Below are 16998 nucleotides of genomic sequence, written 5' to 3' on the forward strand. Positions count from 1 at the left end.
TTTTCGCTTTAATTCAGCATACCGAGTTCACGCATCTCGGTATGCAAAGCACCTCGCAGACTGGTGGCTTTGGAAGCTATTTCGCGCTGCTCTTCCAGTACTTCCTCGAGCATGTCGTGCGTTGTTAGCGGGTTCGCCAGCACAACCCGGAATACAACCGTAGGCTCATGGTGGTATTGCCCAGGCGTCAATTTGGTTCGCGACACAAATGATCGTCCGGTTTCACGCTGACGCTTTTGAATGTAACGCGTTAACGCATTTAAGTGTGGGGTTAAGCGTGCCAGCTGCTCAGGCGTAGCGTTTTCAAGCGCCTTTTTAACTCTTGCCGGTACAAAGCGATAGGTCAGTATACAAAGCTCCGGCTCGGTAATGACCTCAAAGTCATCCTGCTCGCTAATAAGCTTCGAGAAATACCGCGCTTTATCAATACTGTTGTTAATTAGCAGCTCATAACCCCGGCGCCCTATCACGTGCATAGCGGAAAAGACCATCATGGCCATGCCCGCCCGGGAGCCTTCCATTGTATGCGAGCCTAAGTCTTTAGAGCCTTGTCGAATAATATACTCGGCATGGTGTTCTATCGACTTCACCAGCGATGGGTTTTTAAACAACACCAGCCCCGCGCCCATAGGCACATACATTTGTTTATGAGCGTCAATAGTAATACTGTCGGCACGCTCAACGCCATGCAATAGCGAACGATGCTGCTCAGATAACAGCGTTGCGCCTCCCCAGGCGGCATCGATGTGAAAGTGTGCGCCAATGTCTTCTGCAACATCGGCCATTTCGTCCAACGGATCTATGTGTCCTGTTTCTGTGGTACCGGCCACACCAACCAGCGCCAGCACTTTGCCGCCTTCCGCCGCTATTGACTCGCAGGTTTCACGCAGCTTATCGATACGAATGCGGTTGTTGCTGTCCGTTGGCACTGAAACTAAGTTGCGGCGCCCAATACCCAAAACATCGGCGGCCTTACTCAGCGAGTAATGCCCTCGCTCAGAGACCACCACCGTCAGGCGTGAATAACCATAATGTTGTAAGCCTGCAGCAATACCGTCCGCCGCAATGCCACCGAAGTTACCGTCAGCCTGTAGCAACCGGTTTCTGGCGACCCACAAAGCCGTCATATTGGCGATAGTGCCGCCTGAGCAAAAGGCGCCCAATGAATGCTGTGCACTGTGCATCCAACGGTTATAGAATGCTGCTTCTTCTCGGTAAACCAAATGATGCAGCATGCCAATAACGTTACGTTCTAACGGTGTGAACGCCTTCGATGTTTCTATTTTTACCAGGTTCTGATTCAGCCCAACCATCAACTTCGCCAACGGCAACAGGAAGTAAGGCAAAGCCGATGTCATGTGGCCAATAAAACGTGGCGAAGCGGTATGCACTGAGTGCGCCACCAATTTATCGAGCAAAAACCCAGTATGGTCAGAAACGAACTGCGGCTCTTCCGGAATTTGCGAGCGGTCGAAGTCCCGCTCAATTTCCTGCAAGGGTTTCTCGCGCGCAACGATATGATCGCCAAGAAACCCCATAAGGTTCTCAGACAAATGCTTTTCAATTTTACTCAGTGTTGAATCGGGCGCTTCAGGAATCGTGAAAATGCGGTAAAGCGACTCTTCACTGACCTCAGCCACGTCTGGTTTAGAGCTCAATTAGGTCTCCTTCGATAAATCTGCATCGAGTTGCCACAACGGCTGGCCACTGGTTTTATATTTTCGCTCAAAAGGTGTCATAACTTCGCCGTTACTTTTAACAAGTGACACTTGAGCCTGATAGCCACTCACCATAAGTGCTTGTGTCACTTCCAGCAAGTAAAGGCTCCAGTTTGAACGCATATGCAACTGCCCCCCAAGCTCAACGACGTTTTTCCACACCGGACTGCCATGCCAGCGGCGCGACAAATGAGCCGCTTTTGGCCATGGGTTTGGGTACAAAATACAATGCTTCTCAAGCTCCCAGCCCGCCTGATTTGCCAGCCGCCAAAAGTCGATAAGATCAGCCCTAACCACCCAGTAGCGCTGACCTTTTTCATTATTCTGATAATGACTATGACGTGCCAGTCGGTGCGCTGACTTATCAACGCCAATAACCATAGCGTCCGGGTGTTGAGCCGCCAGTTTTGCTGTACTTTCACCAACTCCACAGCAGGAATCCAAAATAACCGGCCCCTTCCAGTCTTCAACCTGAGCATTAATTTCCTCAAACGCTCTCAGGTTATGCTCCTGAAATGGCTTCTTGAAAACAGTGTTTAGGTGGCGCTCAACCACGGCGACAGTGTCTTCATGTGGCCCATGTTGGTTACTGCTTACTGGCCTTGCTTCATTCATTACGAGCGAATTCCTATGCCTTTCTCAAGGATGTAATACGCCACGCCAAAAAACAGCACATTAAACCCGACAAGTACCGCAATAGCGACACCAATACCAACATCCGACTGGCCTAAAAAGCCGTAGCGGAAACCGTTCACCATATAAAGCACTGGGTTCGCCATTGACACTTTTTGCCAAAACTCCGGCAGTAAGCTCACCGAGTAGAACACCCCACCTAAATAGGTTAACGGCGTCAGTACAAAGGTTGGCACTATGGATATATCATCAAAAGTTTTACCATAAACAGCGTTAATCAGGCCGCCTAAGCAGAATAAGGTCGAGGTTAATACCACCGTCAACACAACATATCCGACATGGGCAATTTGAATATCGGCGAACAGGAACGATACGCAAGTGACAATAACAGCCACTATCATCGCCCGAGCCATGCCTCCACCGATATAGCCCGCAATAATAACTGAGGTGGGCACCGGCGACACCAGCATCTCTTCAATATTGCGTTGAAATTTCGCACTGAAAAACGAAGAAGCGACGTTTGAATAGGAGTTGGTAATGACCGACATCATAATAAGGCCCGGTACAATAAACTCCATGTAGCCAACACCACTCATTTCACCAATGCGTTCACCGACAATGCTACCGAAAATCACAAAGTACAACGTCATTGTAATTGCAGGCGGCACCAGCGTTTGCACCCAAATTCTTAAAAAGCGGGTGCACTCTTTTATCCAAATGGTCTTCAGTGCGATAAAGTTTGATGCTGAATGACTCATTGCGCAGCCTCCTTCTGACGACCCTGCTCAACCATTGAGACAAAAAGCTCTTCAAGTCGGTTTGCTTTGTTTCGCATGGATAATACTTTTACCTGTTGTTCGCTAAGTTGCTCAAACACACGGTTGAGGCCGGCATCCTTATCGACTTCGACTTCAATCGTGTGGTCGTCTGTCCAACGATGATTAAAGCCGTCAATGGTCGCACCATTGTGACCAGGCTCAATATCGAGAATAAAGGTTTCCCGACTGAGCGTCGCCAATAAACGCTTGATTGAGGTGTCTTCCACGATTTGGCCCGCATCAATAATGCCAATATTGCGGCACAGCATTTCCGCTTCTTCGAGATAATGCGTTGTCAAAATAATGGTAATGCCCTGCTCGTTTATTTTGGTCAGGTAGTCCCACATTGAGCGGCGCAGCTCTATGTCGACACCGGCAGTAGGCTCATCCAAAATCAATAGCTTCGGCTCGTGCAGTAACGCCCGGGCAATCATTAAGCGGCGCTTCATACCGCCTGACAAAGAACGCGCAGGTTCATTTCGCTTGTCCCATAAGCCTAACTGTTTCAGATACTTCTCTGAGCGCTCTTTGGCAAGTTGTCTGGGCACACCATAGTAGCCAGCCTGGTTCACCACTATTTGCTGAACCGTTTCGAACTGGTTGAAATTGAATTCTTGCGGCACTAAACCAATTTGGCGTTTTAAATCCGCTAACTGCGTATCCAGGTCATACCCAAACACACTCACGGTGCCCGCGGTCTTATTCACCAACGACGAAATAATACCGATAGTGGTCGACTTACCCGCGCCATTAGGCCCAAGCAATGCATAAAAATCGCCTTCTTCTACCGACAGGTCGATACCCTTTAAGGCTTCAAAACCACCTCGGTATACTTTTCTTAACCCTTTAATTTCTAGCGCTTTCATACTCTGTACTATGACTCCTTTGAGTAGCCCCAACGCGCAACCAGCTTCTGCTCTAACCCTAAATGATCAAGCACTCGGGCGACCATAAAATCAATTAAATCGTCAATGCTCTCAGGCTTATGATAAAAGCCAGGTGCTGCCGGCATTATGGTAACGCCCTGCTGACTTAGCTGTAGCATGTTTTGCAAATGTATGGTCGACAATGGCGATTCGCGAGGAACCAAAATAAGCTGCCCACGCTCTTTCATAACGACATCGGCGGCCCGCTCTATAAGCGTATTGCTACTACCACAAGCTATTGCCGATAAGGTGCTGGTTGAACAGGGACAAACCACCATTTTCCCGGGCGCAGACGAGCCGGACGCCACCGGCGAAAACCATTCTTCTTTACCAAAAACCTGAAGCTTATCGTCGCTGGCTGAAAAGTATTTACGTAATTGTTCAGCCGCTTTGTCAGGGGCGGCCGGCAACTGCATACCATGCTCGGTTGCCAGAACCACTCTGGCTGCGCTGGATATCAACAAAAACACCTGTTGATCCTGATCAAGCAAGCATTGTATCAAACGCAGTGCATAAGGTGCACCCGATGCGCCGGTAATAGCGACCGTGACCCTATTATCCTGTTTCATTATGCCTCCTGGCTGTGTTGCAACGCAGTGAGAAAGCGCTGGTGTAAACCATCAAAGCTACCATTACTCATTATAACGACAGAGTCTTCCGGCTGCGCTTCATGTAGCAAACCCTCGAGCAATTGCCCAGTGCTAGTGAAAACGTGTGCATTCGGTAACACCCGCGCCAGCTCCCACTTTAATCCGTCAGGTTGCAGTACAAAGACCTCATCAGCAGCTCTCAACGCTTCTTCCATCGCGTCAGCATGAACACCCATTTTCATGGTGTTTGAGCGTGGTTCCAGTACCGCAACAATGCGCGAACCCGGCAGGTGAGAGCGCAAGCCTCTCAGCGTTGTTTTAATTGCGCTGGGGTGATGGGCAAAGTCATCATAAACTCTTATACGGTTGTGTTCGCCAATCAGTTCCATGCGTCGTTTAGGGCTTTGAAAGCGGCTTAAGGAGTCAGCACTTTGCTCTGCAGGGACACCAACATGACGAGCTGCAATAATAGCCATCATGGCGTTATTAACGTTGTGCTCACCTAATAACGACCATTCAATGCTTGCGACCGTGTCGCCCTCATGCATCACCTCGAAGGACGTGCCATCCTCGTTGTTGCGCTTTGCAGACCAGTCTTTACCCAGCTGGACTTTGTCGCTCCAGCAGCCACCGTCAACAACTTCGTTTAACGCTTTGTCTTCAGTTGGATAAATAACCTGACCGGAGTCTGGCACAACACGCAGCAAGTGCGAAAACTGTCGTTTAATGGCGGCAAGATCATCAAAGATATCGGCATGATCAAATTCGAGATTATTCAGCACCAGTGTGTCGGGGGCGTAGTGTACAAACTTCGAGCGCTTATCGAAAAATGCCGTATCATATTCATCGGCTTCAATCACAAAAAAGTTCGACTCGGTTAACCTTGCACTGACGGAGAAGTTTCCCGGCACACCACCAATCATGAAACCTGGGTTATACCCGTTATCTTCCAGAATCCACGCCAGCATACTGGCCGTTGTGGTTTTACCGTGGGTTCCTGCAACCGCCAGAACCCAGCGTTGGGTCAGTATATTGTCATGCAGCCATTGCGCACCAGACACATAAGGGAGCCGCTCACGCAGTACCGTTTCAACCTCTGGATTCCCCCGGCTCAATGCATTGCCGATAATAACCAAGTCGGGCTTAGGTTCTAAATTCGCTTCGGCATAACCTTCCATTAACTCTATGCCCAAACTTTCCAGCTGAGTGCTCATTGGCGGATACACGCTGGCATCAGAGCCTGTTACTTTATGTCCAAGCTGCTGGGCAATAGCGGCGACACCGCCCATAAAGGTACCGCAAATACCGACGATATGAATATGCATGCGTCAATCCAATTCATCTATTTGTTACTGAAGCGAAAGTGTACCACGTCAAAAACGCCAAGCAGGATTTTTACTAAAAAATAAGGTATCATTTGCGCCCTCGAAAACATGTCATTTAACGCACCAACATTTTAAGCTGCAGGAACTGTTATGAAACGCTTATTGCCTACACTGAGAGCCGACCAAACCAGCGAGTCGCTCATATCCGTTATTAACACCATTCAAATTGCAGCCAAGGAAATTTCGTTCCGACTTCACCAGGGCGCACTAGCCGGTGTGCTGGGCTCTACGCTGGATGAAAACATTCAGGGCGAAACTCAGAAAAAGCTCGATGTTGTTGCCAACCAGCTATTAAAAACCCTGTTGCTGGAGTCGCCTAATGTACACGCCGTCGCTTCCGAAGAGGAAGACTCCGTTGTCGACAGCCCTAATTCCGGCCATTACCTGGTCGCTTTTGACCCACTCGATGGCAGTTCAAATATCGATATTAACGGTGGCGTAGGCACTATCTTTTCGATACTAAGAAAGCCTGAAGGTGAAGAGACCAGCGAATCTATGTTCCTGCAACCGGGCAAGGCACAAGTTGCCGCAGGTTATGTATTATATGGCCCGGCAACCATGATGGTGTTAACCACCGGCAAAGCCGTTCGGGTTTATACGTTAGACCAAACCGTGGGCGAGTTTTTGCTCACTCACGAAAAGGCGGAAATTCCTAAAGATACAAAAGAGTTCGCCATTAACATGTCGAACCGTCGCCACTGGGCAGAGCCAATTAAAGCCTATATCAATGACTTACTGGAAGGTAAAGAAGGGCCTCGAGGCAAGAACTTTAACATGCGCTGGAATGCCGCTATGGTGTCTGATGTACACCGAGTGATTTCTCGTGGCGGATTGTTTACTTACCCGTGGGACGCCCGGAAACCAGAAAAGCCCTTTAAGTTACGCCTAATGTACGAAGCCGCGCCTATGGCTATGCTGGTTGAAAAGGCGGGCGGCAAGGCATCTGACGGTTACCGACGCATTCTGGACATTGTCCCTGACCATATTCACCAACGGGTTGCCGTTGTACTTGGCTCTGCAAACGAAGTTGACGTTTGCATGGAGTATCATAAGCAGTACCCGAAACCGTATTAGACCTTTAGCGATATTGCACGATAAAGCCGAACCGCTATAATCGCGCAATCTGTATAACTTTTACATTGAGAACAGGAAGTATTATGAGCTTAGGAAACGTACCTGCAGGTAAAAACCTGCCAGAAGAAGTCAACGTTATCATCGAAATTCCGGCAAACGCTGACCCAATTAAGTACGAAGTCGACAAAGACACAGGTGCATTAGTGGTTGACCGTTTCATGGCAACGCCAATGTTCTACCCTGCAAACTACGGTTTCGTTAATGAAACCTTGTCACTCGACGGCGACCCGGTTGACGTTTTAGTACCAACACCATACCCACTGCAAGCCGGCTGTGTGATCAAATGCCGTCCTGTCGGTGTATTAAAAATGACTGACGAGTCTGGTGAAGACGCAAAAGTTATTGCGGTTCCTGTCAGTAAGCTGACCAAAGAGTACGACCACATTAATGACGTGGACGACTTGCCAGAGCTATTAAAAGCTCAAATCACTCACTTCTTCGAGCGCTATAAAGAACTTGAAAAAGGTAAGTGGGTTAAAGTTGACGGCTGGGAAAACGCAGCGTCAGCTAAAGAAGAAATTAAAACGTCATTTGAGCGCGCTCAGAAGTCGTAAATTCTTAACGTTAAAAGGCAGTATCTATGACCGCCGTTTCTGTTCGTGATTTAAGCTTCTCCTGGAAGCGCAATGAACCCGCCACATTAGAAATACTCGAGTGGCAAGTACAGAACGGCGAAACTCTGCTTTTACGCGGTCCCAGCGGTAGCGGGAAGTCCACTCTGTTATCGCTGTTAGCCGGCATTAATTCACCGCAAAAAGGTGAGTTGAGCCTTTTCGGCACACCGCTTTCTAAACTTTCCGGACGCCAGAGAGATCGGTTCCGGGCCGATAACATCGGTTATATCTTTCAGCAGTTTAATCTTTTGCCTTATTTGTCTGCATTGGACAATGCTTTATTAGCTTGTCAGTTTTCAAGCATTCGCAAAGAGCGCATTGCAAAGGCTGGCGAGACACCAGAAGCCTCAGCTCACAATATGTTGAAACGTTTAGGTTTAAGCGAGAGCCAGATTCAACAGCCCGCGCACTCCCTCAGCGTCGGTCAACAACAACGGGTTGCTGCTGCACGCGCTTTGTTAGGCGCACCACCACTTTTAATTGCGGACGAGCCAACATCAGCGCTCGACGCTGAGCACCGTGACAGTTTTATCCAATTGCTTCTCGAACTGTCTGCTAAGAACGATACTACGGTGATTTTTGTCACGCATGATGCCGCTTTATCTCGCTACTTTGACTCCCATGTTGAACTCAATGACCTCAACAAAGCAGGAGTAACGGCATGATAAAGCTGGCCATTAAAAGTTTGCTGAATCGCCGTGCGAGTGTTCTGCTGACTGTTATTGCTATTGCAGTCAGTGTCACCTTGCTACTTGCTGTCGAACGCACGCGAGAACAAGTGCAAACAAACTTTGCTAATACGGTCTCGGGAACAGACTTAATTATTGGAGCCAGAACCAGTCAGATACAGCTGCTGCTGTCGTCCGTTTTTCATATTGGTAGCATGACCAACAACATGAGTTGGGAGGCCTTTGATGACATTCGTTCACGCCCCGCAGTGGAGTGGGCGGTGCCAATTTCGCTGGGTGACAGTGTCGGCGGTTTACCCGTTGTTGCCACTACTAAAGACTACTTTAAACACTTTAGATACGGTAGTAAGCAGTCACTAACCTTTGCTGCTGGCGACGCTTTCCACGATGAAAAACAAGTTGTACTAGGCGCTGAAGCAGCGTCTAAATTAAACAAGAAAGTCGGTAATGACATTACCATTGCGCATGGTAGTGGCGGCATTAGTTTTAGTGAACACGATGAGCATCCGCTAACTGTCGTAGGTATCTTAAAGCGCACAGGGACGCCCGTTGACCAGACTATTTTAACCAGCTTAACGAGCCTTGAAGTTATTCATGGTGGCGAAAGCCGTGACAAACATGACCATGGTGACAGCCACGCTCACCCTCCTGCAGAGAGCATTAGCGCCGCACTACTGGGGCTCAAAGCCAAACCGCTGGCATTAAGGCTTCAACGACAAATTAACACCTATAAACCGGAGCCACTCACAGCATTATTACCCGGTATGACACTGCAAGAGTTGTGGAAGACGCTGCGCGTATTCGAACAAGCGTTAACCGTTATATCCTCGATGGTGGTACTTATTGGGTTACTAGGCATGCTGACCATTATGCTTGCCAGCTTACGGGAACGCCGTCGTGAAATGGCGGTCTTAAGAGCAGTAGGCGCAGGACCAGGAACCGTTTTTGGCTTGTTAGTCAGTGAAGCTTTATTACTGACGGTGGTAGCCGCCGCAAGCGGGTTGGCTCTGCTGTACTTGCTCGAATGGTCGCTGGCCGGCGTTATTCAGTCGCAGACCGGCATTGTTCTTAGCTTTGCATGGCCAACAGTTGCTGAGTGGTGGCGCTTAGGGCTCGTTGTGGCTACCGGTTTTGTGTTAAGTTTAATTCCAGCCTGGCGAGCCTATCGCCAGTCTTTAGCAGACGGACTCACGGTGAAAGTATGAAGCAGTTATTAGCATTAATGTTTTTGGTCGTTGCAATGCCGACGTTCGCAGCAGAGAAAATTGGCTGGAAAGACTTAATCCCTGAAGGTTTTACCCCACCGCCGGTTAAGCCTCAATCTTACTATGACGCTAATCCAGAAGAAGACAGGCAAACTAACTTAGATGCACCTGTGGTCGAGTCTTTGGATGGCAAAAAAGTCCGCATACCGGGTTATGTGGTGCAGCTTGAAGGTGACGCTGACAATGTCACTGAATTTTTGTTAGTGCCTTATTTCGGCGCCTGTATTCACGTGCCGCCACCGCCGCCGAATCAGATTATCCATGTTCAATACGAAGAAGGTGTTCCTTACGAAAACACCTACGATGCCGTATGGATTGAGGGTACGATTAAGGTGGAACGCAAAGAAGGCGACTTAGCAGTTGTTGGCTACACTATGGATGCCGACTCTGTTGAGGTGTATCAGTAAGAGTCTTTTTGCTCTTTCAGTAACTGAATAAGCTCATTAGCCGGCATGGGTTTGGCGAAGTAAAAGCCTTGCCCTTCCCGGCAGTCCAGACCAATGAAATAATCCCGCTGCTCTGTTTCTTCAATACCTTCCGCCAGAATTTCCAGACCCAGCCGATGGGCCATATCCACAATAGTCTCAATAATGATTTGCCCGCTTTTATGGGCGGAGTTATTCACGAAGGTTTTATCAATTTTAATTCGGTTAAGCGGTAGTTTCTGTAAATAACTGAGCGAAGAAAAGCCGACACCGAAATCGTCAATAGCAACTTTCACGCCTTGAAGCTTCAGTCGTTTTAAAATATCAGCGACTAACTCAGGCTCTTCCATCAGAATACTTTCGGTAATTTCAAGCTCAACACGCTCTGGCGATATGCCTGACTGTTCAATTTGTTTTTCAACCAGCTCGGGGAAATCCCGCTTTCTAAACTGCGGAACTGACACATTAATGGCGATACGCAAATTAGGCAGACCACTTTCATCAAAGGCTTGAATTTGTCGGCAAGACTCTTCAATGACCCAGGAGCCAATATCGACAATAAGCCCCGAGTACTCCGCCAAGGGAATAAACTCAGCCGGTGAAATAAAACTGCCATCGCTTTGTGGCCAGCGCAATAATGCTTCAACACCGATAATTTTCTGAGTCTTAAGGTCAACCTGGGGTTGATACCAGACCTGCAGTTTTCTATCCGAAAAGTCAGCTCTTAGCTTTCTGACCAGTTCAAGACGACGTTGAGTCTCTTGCTCCATAATGGGTTCATAAAAGTCGAAGCGCTCGAATGAATGAGTTTTCGCACTTTTCAGGGCAATATACACCTGCTTCAAAAGACCTTTACCGTTAACTCGCTCGGTATTTTCCGCAGAAGTAAAACCACAGGTGACTTGCAGCGGTATGTAGTGCTCGCCGGCTCTGAACGGTAACATAAACAGTTGGTTAATATTACCCGGCGTGACGATAGCTTTATGACCTGTTATGCCAAAAACATCCGCTGAAATTCTGGAAACAAAAACTTCATTACCAAGTTGTTCGGTAAGTCGAAGCGCAACGGAACGTAGAAGTAGATTGCCTATATCCTGGCCGAGGCCATCGTTCACATCTGAAAAGTGGTCAATATCCACCACCGCTATGGCGGTTTCCTGGCAAGGCTTTTCAGAGATAACCTGAAGCTTTCGCGTAAATTCAGCGCGGTTAGGAATGCCGGTTAGCGGGTCAAGATAAGCAGCAGTGCGTAGCTCTTCAAATAAATTCGCATTTTCAAACCCGACAGCAATATTGGCTAAAAAGACTTCCAGCAACTCCTGATCGTACTCAGCCACTTTTTGGTCAGTCTCAATATAGGCCGCAGCCTGATGCTCTTGCCCGTCGATGAAAAATACCGTTGCGTGCTCTGTCTGAATGTGTCGCTTTTCATTCAGACACTGACGAACAGATCTTTCTATTTCCTCAGAGTTTAGCGTCGATAAACTTTTATGTATGCTGTTCGCAAAGTGACCAGCAGCCCCCAGTACTAAAATATCATTATCTTTATGAGGAGCTCGTGCGCCGACAATGCCTTCTGCGTTTAGGCCAAGTAGTGAAGCAATTTGAGTGACGACACCTTCGGAAAAGTTCACTATAGAATGGCGTTCCATCAAATTCGAAGCAGAATGAATAATTTTTCTTAAGCCACGGCGATTTTCATTAATGGTTTTTAACTGTTGGTAAGAACGCACTGCCGAGAAAACAGTGGTTAACAGGCGACTACGAGTGAGTTCAGTTTTTGTTTTATAGTCATTGATGTCATACGCTTTTACGACATTTTCTTCCGGTGCATACCCGGGCTGTCCCGTTCGCAACACAATACGTATTTCATCGTTAGCGAGCTTTTCTCGAATATCCTGCGCGACTCTCAAACCGGCGTCGTCAGTTTCCATAACAACATCCAGTAAAATCATAGCAACGTCATCGTGCTCGCTTAAACGATCGAGCGCTTCGCTACCGCTATACGCATGCAAAAATTGAAGGGGTTTGTCTGAAATAATGACATCGGCGAGAGCCATTTTTGTGACAGCATGAATCTCCTGATCGTCATCGACAATCAGGATTTTCCAAAAGCCCTTGGGCTTGTCTACCTTGATCTCTTCATCGTCATCATGAAGGAACAGCGGCTCATCTGGGGTACTGCTCATTCGCCTTCCGCTTAAACCGTTACAAACATCTAACAATTTAGCTTATAAGGTTGTACAACTGCAAGCGAATAAACAGTATTCGTTTTCTTTAGAAATGGACTTCTAGGCCTACAAAAGGACCTTTAAAGGTTACATCGGAATAAATATCGTCAACGTCATCTAACTCAATGACAGAGTGGCGGTAACCGGCATGCAAATTAAAGTCGATCGCCAGGTTTTCAACCAAGCGATATTCGATACCAATTTGGGCATCCTGCACTTTTGAGTCTTTCACACTCAGCGCACTCACTTCAGCAAACAACGTAAGATCGGTCATCGGAATACCAACGCGTGTTGCCAAGTAACCGGTAGGAACAGTGACAGAAAAGTCCTGGCGCCCAAATGTTGTGCTCACCGGCGTGCGAACCGTACCATCAAAATCCATTGCATTAATACCAGCGTCAAACGAGATAATGTCGTTATCGAAAAACTCGTAATAAAAAATATAGTCGCGATGGCTAAAGTCATTACGTCCATATCCACCGTCAAACTCAAGTGAGTTTTCACGTATTTTTACATTAGGAATTAATGGGATAGGGTGCTCTAGTGCTGCGTAATAACTGTTTTGTCCTTTGTCCTCGAAGCCAGGGGGAAATACTTCCGAACCAACGCCATACTCACCGCTGGCATCGGTATCCCAGTATTGGCCACCAACATATAAACCTAAAACAGTGTCTGCGTTTGCAAGTTGAGGTGTTAGCGCCAAAGCAGCGGCGAGCATAATGCTTTTTTTATACATGTTCATCCTTAATACAACGTTTTATTTAACACGAATAGTAACTGGCTGGGTTTCACCATTGGTAAAGTGTAATTGCAAATCAAACGATTGCCCACTTTTCAGCGGTGACAAGAGTCCAAATAACATGAAGTGATAGCTTCCAGGTTCAAAGGTTATTTGTTCATTTGGAGGTAATTCAAGCGCCTTTACCTGTTGCATCGACATCATTCCATCGGTCATCACATGAGTATGGACTTCTACCTTGTCTGCAACGGAACCGCTCACGCCCTTTATAATCAGGACTTCTTGAGACGGGTTGGCTAACTTGCCGTAAGCGGCTCCATTCTCCGCTCCGGGTATGCTTTCTCGCGCCCAGCCTTCGGAAAAAGTAACGACATCGGCGTATACCGTCGATGTCATTAATAGTGTAAAAATACCAGCCAGTAATGTACGCATTGTCATTCCAGTAATCAGCTTATAATGCGCTATCTTACACTTAATTAAGGAGCCCTAGAAACCCTCGGTTTGCGAAACACTAAGTAAAGAACGAAAAGACAGAGTAAAAGTGGCCAGAAAAAGCTAATTCCACTTAGCACCAGTGCTATAAACGCTGCGCAGAAGCCAAGTAGCGTGCTCCCGAATATCGACGTCACGATGAAGAAAATACCACCGACGACCAGTAACCAAACAATTAGTGACACCGAAAGCTCAACTGCAGCCCCTAAGATAGAAGCGGTTAAGGCAACAATCTCGTCCCCAAACAATAGAAACGCGATAACGGCAATTACAATGATCCAAACAGTTTTCTTGTCTGACATAATCTTATCCACACCTATTAAATCATTTTAATAGTATTGCTTTCATAAACCATGCCAATGAGTAACTCTCTGTTTTTAAAGTTTTTTTGGAAAAAAGATGTTGGCGGAAATAAAAAAACCGCCAAATAATGGCGGTTTTTACTAAGTTTTCGATAATTTAGAACTTGTACTCAACTTCGGAATAGAAGTAAGCGCCGTTGAATCCAATAGGCGAGTTTGTATTAGGATACTTAAATATCGTATCAAACGCGCTCTCTACCGGTTGCTCTTCTGGATACTCACTAAACACGTTCTGGCCACCAACGATTAAGCTGAGGTCATCAGAAAATGCGTATTTCACTGAAATGTCAGTCACCCAATTGGGTCCATAAGTATCATTGGCTTCTTCGGCAGTCTCTCCTGTGTCGTAATCACCAATAATATAAGTTCCAAAGTAATTAAAACGTACGTCTGTTTTCCAGTTTCCTAATGAATGAGTAAAGCCCAACGAGCCACTATGATCTGGTGTTGAATCGGTCATACGGATTTTTTCGTCATAATCGAATAATACCGACTCAAGCCCATCAAAAAGTGGCGGCAAATTAACTGATTCTATTTCCGTGTTATTAAAGCCATAAGCAAGTTGTGCTTTTAGCTCACCAAAGTCATTTAAGCTAAATGTCTTGCTAGCAACAATATCCAAGCCTTCTGTTTTTGTATCAACTGCATTGATAAAAAACCGGGCATTTTCTGCGGACACCGTGCTTAGCGCATCGGCTACAGCCGGCGAGTCACCCGGAAACACTTGGTTTGATAAAATAATGCGGTCATCAATATTGATTCGGAAATAGTCTAATGTAATGGCCAAACCGTCATAACCATTCCAGACAATACCTGCGCTGATACTGTCAGATTCTTCTGGTTCAAGATCAGGGATATTCAAAGCATCTGTAACCGGACTCAGAGAGTTAAAGGTTCCAGAGCGTTGCAGAACTGTCTCACCATCAACATCAACAGCCAGAGTCGAGATGTTGGTGAAATAAAGTTGTTGGGCACTGGGTGCTCTAAAACCGGTATTAACCGCGCCACGTACCGCTATTCTGTCCGTAATGTCGTAGCGTCCCGATACCTTCCAGCTCGTATTGTCACCAAAGTCTGAATAGTCTTCATAGCGTACCGCTGCGCCCCACATAAAGTCTGTAGTTAGCTGGTTTTCGGTTTCGAAGTACACGCCAACATTGTCACGGCTTTGGTTAACTTCTGCGTCAGGTCTAAAGCCTGTGTAGCCCTGACTCCCGGCAGGACGATCCTCGTAACCACCGTTAATATAAGACGCCTCTTCACCAGCTTCAATTTGGTAAGTGTTGTCGCGGTAGCTCACACCAAACGCAATCGATAAATCAGAATTGTTCACAAACGGGACAAAACGCTGAGCATCGAATGTGATATTCGATTCTTCGTTCGTCAGAGTTCCCGCATCGAACGAGGTTGGAGTTACGTCAGGCCCCAGAGATGCATTCAATGAGTTCTCAACATTATATTGGAACTCACTAACACCATAACCACCACTAAAATCTAAAGTCCATTCACCCAAGTACCACTCATAACCGGCGTACATAGAGTAGTCTTTAACATCAGGTGCTAGAATAGGCAGAAACCCGTCAGGGTAGATTTCAGTCAACGTGTTACTTTGAATCGCTCTTCTGTAAAAAGCCCCGGACTCAGATTTACGGTCACTCATGCCGCCAAAAGCATAAATCCTACCGTCGCCCAAAGTCATATCGAAGTTAGCAAATAAAGAGGCGTTTTCGTATTCAGCTTGGCCAATATGAAAACTTTGTCTATCAAAGGTCTCTTCTCGGGGATCTGGGTCACCGTTTTCAAGCAATGGATACTGTTGCCGAGTATCTGGACCTGCTCTATTGGTACGGTTTTTATGTTGAAGTTCTCCAGACACCGTTAACGCACCGTCTTCGCCCACCGAAAATCCAGTACTAGCCGATGCGCGCCATTGTTCACCATCGCCTTTATGTGTTTGGCCAAGCTGAAAGCTCGCACTACCGCCTTCTGAATTGTCTTTCAATACAACGTTAATCACACCAGCAATAGCATCTGAGCCGTAAAGTGCAGCAGCGCCATCTCTTAAGACCTCAATGCGTTTTATGGCCGACATTGGTATAGCGTTAAGGTCAACGTTTGAGCTACCCCGCCCCGTTGTCCCATTCAAGTGGACTAAAGCAGAGCTGTGACGGCGTTTGCCGTTGATAAGGACGAGCGTATGATCAGGCGATAAACCTCTTAGCGAGGCTGGTCTAACAGCGTCACTGCCATCCGTAATAGAAGATGATGGGAAGTTAAAACTTGGTACAGCATATTGAAGTGCTTTTGCTGTATCGGTCATTCCTGTGGCAGCTAGATCTTCTCCGCTAATAATGTCGACTGGCGCTGCACCGTCAGTTGCTGTTCTCATTGATAAACGAGAGCCTACAACCTGAATAACCTCTTCTACCTCTGCACTGTCATTTGTATCGGCGTTTTGTGCTAATGCTACTGGAGCGACAAGAAAACTACTAGCCAAAGCTAGTGTTATAGGATTTATACGTTTCATACTGCTGTTCTCCCCATTTATATGTAATGTAAATATAGCAGTGAAAACGCAATTTGGTTCAGTCCTGTTAGCGATGACATATAAACATTTGTTATAAGCACCCTAAGGTTATTGCATCAGGTGTGATGGCAGTTCCGGGAGGACGGGCATAAAAAAAGCCCCCAGCATCAGCTGAGGGCTTCTTAGATTTGAAGTCTGGCGGTGTCCTACTTTACTCCGGGCTTCCTGCCCTCCGCCCTTCGGGCCGCACTAACGTGCGTTCAAAATCGCTCCCGGCGATTTTGTCACATGCCCATGCTCGAGTAGCACAACACACAAAATAAAAAGCCCCAGCCAAAATCGGCTGGGGCTCTTTTATTTGAAGTCTGGCGGTGTCCTACTCTCGCATGGGGAGACCCCACACTACCATCGGCGCTGGTGTGTTTCACTGCTGAGTTCGGGATGGATTCA

General features: G+C 47.1%; 16 protein-coding genes and 1 rRNA gene. 5 read left to right on the forward strand and 12 right to left on the reverse strand.

The window, feature by feature from the left end; translation table 11 throughout:
- Positions 1–8: 8 nt before the first annotated feature.
- From panP to mpl, 6 genes are read right to left on the reverse strand one after another with little or no spacing between them, the layout of a single operon-like run.
- A complete protein-coding gene (gene panP / locus BLT32_RS08400; RefSeq protein WP_053953870.1) occupies positions 9–1658 on the reverse strand; it encodes a pyridoxal-dependent aspartate 1-decarboxylase PanP in 1650 nt (549 codons plus the stop codon).
- Positions 1659–2333, reverse strand: a complete 675-nt coding sequence (gene trmB, locus BLT32_RS08405; RefSeq protein ID WP_053953869.1) for a tRNA (guanine(46)-N(7))-methyltransferase TrmB — start codon at positions 2331–2333, stop codon at positions 1659–1661.
- Entirely contained in the window at positions 2333–3109 is a 777-nt protein-coding gene (locus BLT32_RS08410; RefSeq protein WP_053953868.1) for an ABC transporter permease, read from the reverse strand. The genes trmB and BLT32_RS08410 overlap by 1 nt, the downstream gene beginning before the upstream one ends.
- Positions 3106–4035 carry an ABC transporter ATP-binding protein gene (locus tag BLT32_RS08415; RefSeq protein ID WP_053953867.1) on the reverse strand — a complete coding sequence of 310 codons (930 nt, stop codon included), beginning with the start codon at positions 4033–4035 and terminating at the stop codon, positions 3106–3108. Before BLT32_RS08415 ends, BLT32_RS08410 begins: the two co-directional genes overlap by 4 nt.
- A gap of 8 nt (positions 4036–4043) precedes the next feature.
- Positions 4044–4664 (reverse strand): flavin prenyltransferase UbiX, encoded by a 621-nt coding sequence (locus BLT32_RS08420; RefSeq protein ID WP_053953866.1) that lies wholly within the window; start codon positions 4662–4664, stop codon positions 4044–4046.
- Positions 4664–6010 carry a UDP-N-acetylmuramate:L-alanyl-gamma-D-glutamyl-meso-diaminopimelate ligase gene (mpl, locus tag BLT32_RS08425; RefSeq protein ID WP_053953865.1) on the reverse strand — a complete coding sequence of 449 codons (1347 nt, stop codon included), beginning with the start codon at positions 6008–6010 and terminating at the stop codon, positions 4664–4666. Before mpl ends, BLT32_RS08420 begins: the two co-directional genes overlap by 1 nt.
- A 150-nt stretch (positions 6011–6160) precedes the next feature.
- On the opposite strand from mpl, the gene BLT32_RS08430 reads away from it, so the two are divergent.
- From BLT32_RS08430 to BLT32_RS08450, 5 genes are all read left to right on the forward strand, one after another.
- Positions 6161–7144 (forward strand): class 1 fructose-bisphosphatase, encoded by a 984-nt coding sequence (locus BLT32_RS08430; RefSeq protein ID WP_053953864.1) that lies wholly within the window; start codon positions 6161–6163, stop codon positions 7142–7144.
- Positions 7145–7227: 83 nt separating this feature from the next.
- Entirely contained in the window at positions 7228–7758 is a 531-nt protein-coding gene (gene ppa / locus BLT32_RS08435; RefSeq protein ID WP_053953863.1) for an inorganic diphosphatase, read from the forward strand.
- 26 nt (positions 7759–7784) lie between these two features.
- Entirely contained in the window at positions 7785–8483 is a 699-nt protein-coding gene (locus tag BLT32_RS08440; RefSeq protein WP_053953862.1) for an ABC transporter ATP-binding protein, read from the forward strand.
- Complete coding sequence (locus BLT32_RS08445; RefSeq protein ID WP_053953861.1) at positions 8480–9712, forward strand: ABC transporter permease; 1233 nt, start codon at positions 8480–8482, stop codon at positions 9710–9712. Before BLT32_RS08440 ends, BLT32_RS08445 begins: the two co-directional genes overlap by 4 nt.
- Positions 9709–10179 (forward strand): DUF3299 domain-containing protein, encoded by a 471-nt coding sequence (locus BLT32_RS08450; RefSeq protein ID WP_053953860.1) that lies wholly within the window; start codon positions 9709–9711, stop codon positions 10177–10179. Before BLT32_RS08445 ends, BLT32_RS08450 begins: the two co-directional genes overlap by 4 nt.
- Here the strand turns inward: BLT32_RS08450 and BLT32_RS08455 are convergent.
- From BLT32_RS08455 to rrf, 6 genes are all read right to left on the reverse strand, one after another.
- Entirely contained in the window at positions 10173–12386 is a 2214-nt protein-coding gene (locus BLT32_RS08455; RefSeq protein WP_053953859.1) for a GGDEF/EAL domain-containing response regulator, read from the reverse strand. The two genes, BLT32_RS08450 and BLT32_RS08455, sit on opposite strands and share 7 nt — an antisense overlap.
- 88 nt (positions 12387–12474) lie before the next feature.
- Positions 12475–13164 carry a TIGR04219 family outer membrane beta-barrel protein gene (locus tag BLT32_RS08460; protein WP_053953858.1) on the reverse strand — a complete coding sequence of 230 codons (690 nt, stop codon included), beginning with the start codon at positions 13162–13164 and terminating at the stop codon, positions 12475–12477.
- Positions 13165–13185: 21 nt separating this feature from the next.
- A complete protein-coding gene (locus BLT32_RS08465) occupies positions 13186–13599 on the reverse strand; it encodes a copper chaperone PCu(A)C (protein ID WP_058577078.1) in 414 nt (137 codons plus the stop codon).
- A gap of 44 nt (positions 13600–13643) precedes the next feature.
- Entirely contained in the window at positions 13644–13961 is a 318-nt protein-coding gene (locus tag BLT32_RS08470; RefSeq protein WP_053953856.1) for a hypothetical protein, read from the reverse strand.
- Between the two features lie 157 nt (positions 13962–14118).
- Positions 14119–16548 (reverse strand): TonB-dependent receptor plug domain-containing protein, encoded by a 2430-nt coding sequence (locus BLT32_RS08475; protein ID WP_053953855.1) that lies wholly within the window; start codon positions 16546–16548, stop codon positions 14119–14121.
- Between the two features lie 363 nt (positions 16549–16911).
- Positions 16912–16998 (reverse strand): 5S ribosomal RNA (gene rrf, locus BLT32_RS08480); the annotation flags it as partial.

This window comes from Idiomarina zobellii (assembly GCF_900100855.1).
In the GTDB taxonomy this organism is placed as follows: Bacteria; Pseudomonadota; Gammaproteobacteria; order Enterobacterales; family Alteromonadaceae; genus Idiomarina; species Idiomarina zobellii.

Excerpts from the sequence above, each read along its gene's own strand:
- trmB (WP_053953869.1), bottom strand. The coding sequence starts at position 2,333 with ATGAATGAAGCAAGGCCAGTAAGCAGTAACCAACATGGGCCACATGAA.
- BLT32_RS08410 (WP_053953868.1), bottom strand. The coding sequence starts at position 3,109 with ATGAGTCATTCAGCATCAAACTTTATCGCACTGAAGACCATTTGGATA.
- BLT32_RS08415 (WP_053953867.1), bottom strand. The coding sequence starts at position 4,035 with ATGAAAGCGCTAGAAATTAAAGGGTTAAGAAAAGTATACCGAGGTGGT.
- BLT32_RS08420 (WP_053953866.1), bottom strand. The coding sequence starts at position 4,664 with ATGAAACAGGATAATAGGGTCACGGTCGCTATTACCGGCGCATCGGGT.
- mpl (WP_053953865.1), bottom strand. The coding sequence starts at position 6,010 with ATGCATATTCATATCGTCGGTATTTGCGGTACCTTTATGGGCGGTGTC.
- BLT32_RS08430 (WP_053953864.1), top strand. The coding sequence starts at position 6,161 with ATGAAACGCTTATTGCCTACACTGAGAGCCGACCAAACCAGCGAGTCG.
- ppa (WP_053953863.1), top strand. The coding sequence starts at position 7,228 with ATGAGCTTAGGAAACGTACCTGCAGGTAAAAACCTGCCAGAAGAAGTC.
- BLT32_RS08440 (WP_053953862.1), top strand. The coding sequence starts at position 7,785 with ATGACCGCCGTTTCTGTTCGTGATTTAAGCTTCTCCTGGAAGCGCAAT.
- BLT32_RS08445 (WP_053953861.1), top strand. The coding sequence starts at position 8,480 with ATGATAAAGCTGGCCATTAAAAGTTTGCTGAATCGCCGTGCGAGTGTT.
- BLT32_RS08450 (WP_053953860.1), top strand. The coding sequence starts at position 9,709 with ATGAAGCAGTTATTAGCATTAATGTTTTTGGTCGTTGCAATGCCGACG.
- BLT32_RS08455 (WP_053953859.1), bottom strand. The coding sequence starts at position 12,386 with ATGAGCAGTACCCCAGATGAGCCGCTGTTCCTTCATGATGACGATGAA.
- BLT32_RS08460 (WP_053953858.1), bottom strand. The coding sequence starts at position 13,164 with ATGTATAAAAAAAGCATTATGCTCGCCGCTGCTTTGGCGCTAACACCT.
- BLT32_RS08465 (WP_058577078.1), bottom strand. The coding sequence starts at position 13,599 with ATGCGTACATTACTGGCTGGTATTTTTACACTATTAATGACATCGACG.
- BLT32_RS08470 (WP_053953856.1), bottom strand. The coding sequence starts at position 13,961 with ATGTCAGACAAGAAAACTGTTTGGATCATTGTAATTGCCGTTATCGCG.
- BLT32_RS08475 (WP_053953855.1), bottom strand. The coding sequence starts at position 16,548 with ATGAAACGTATAAATCCTATAACACTAGCTTTGGCTAGTAGTTTTCTT.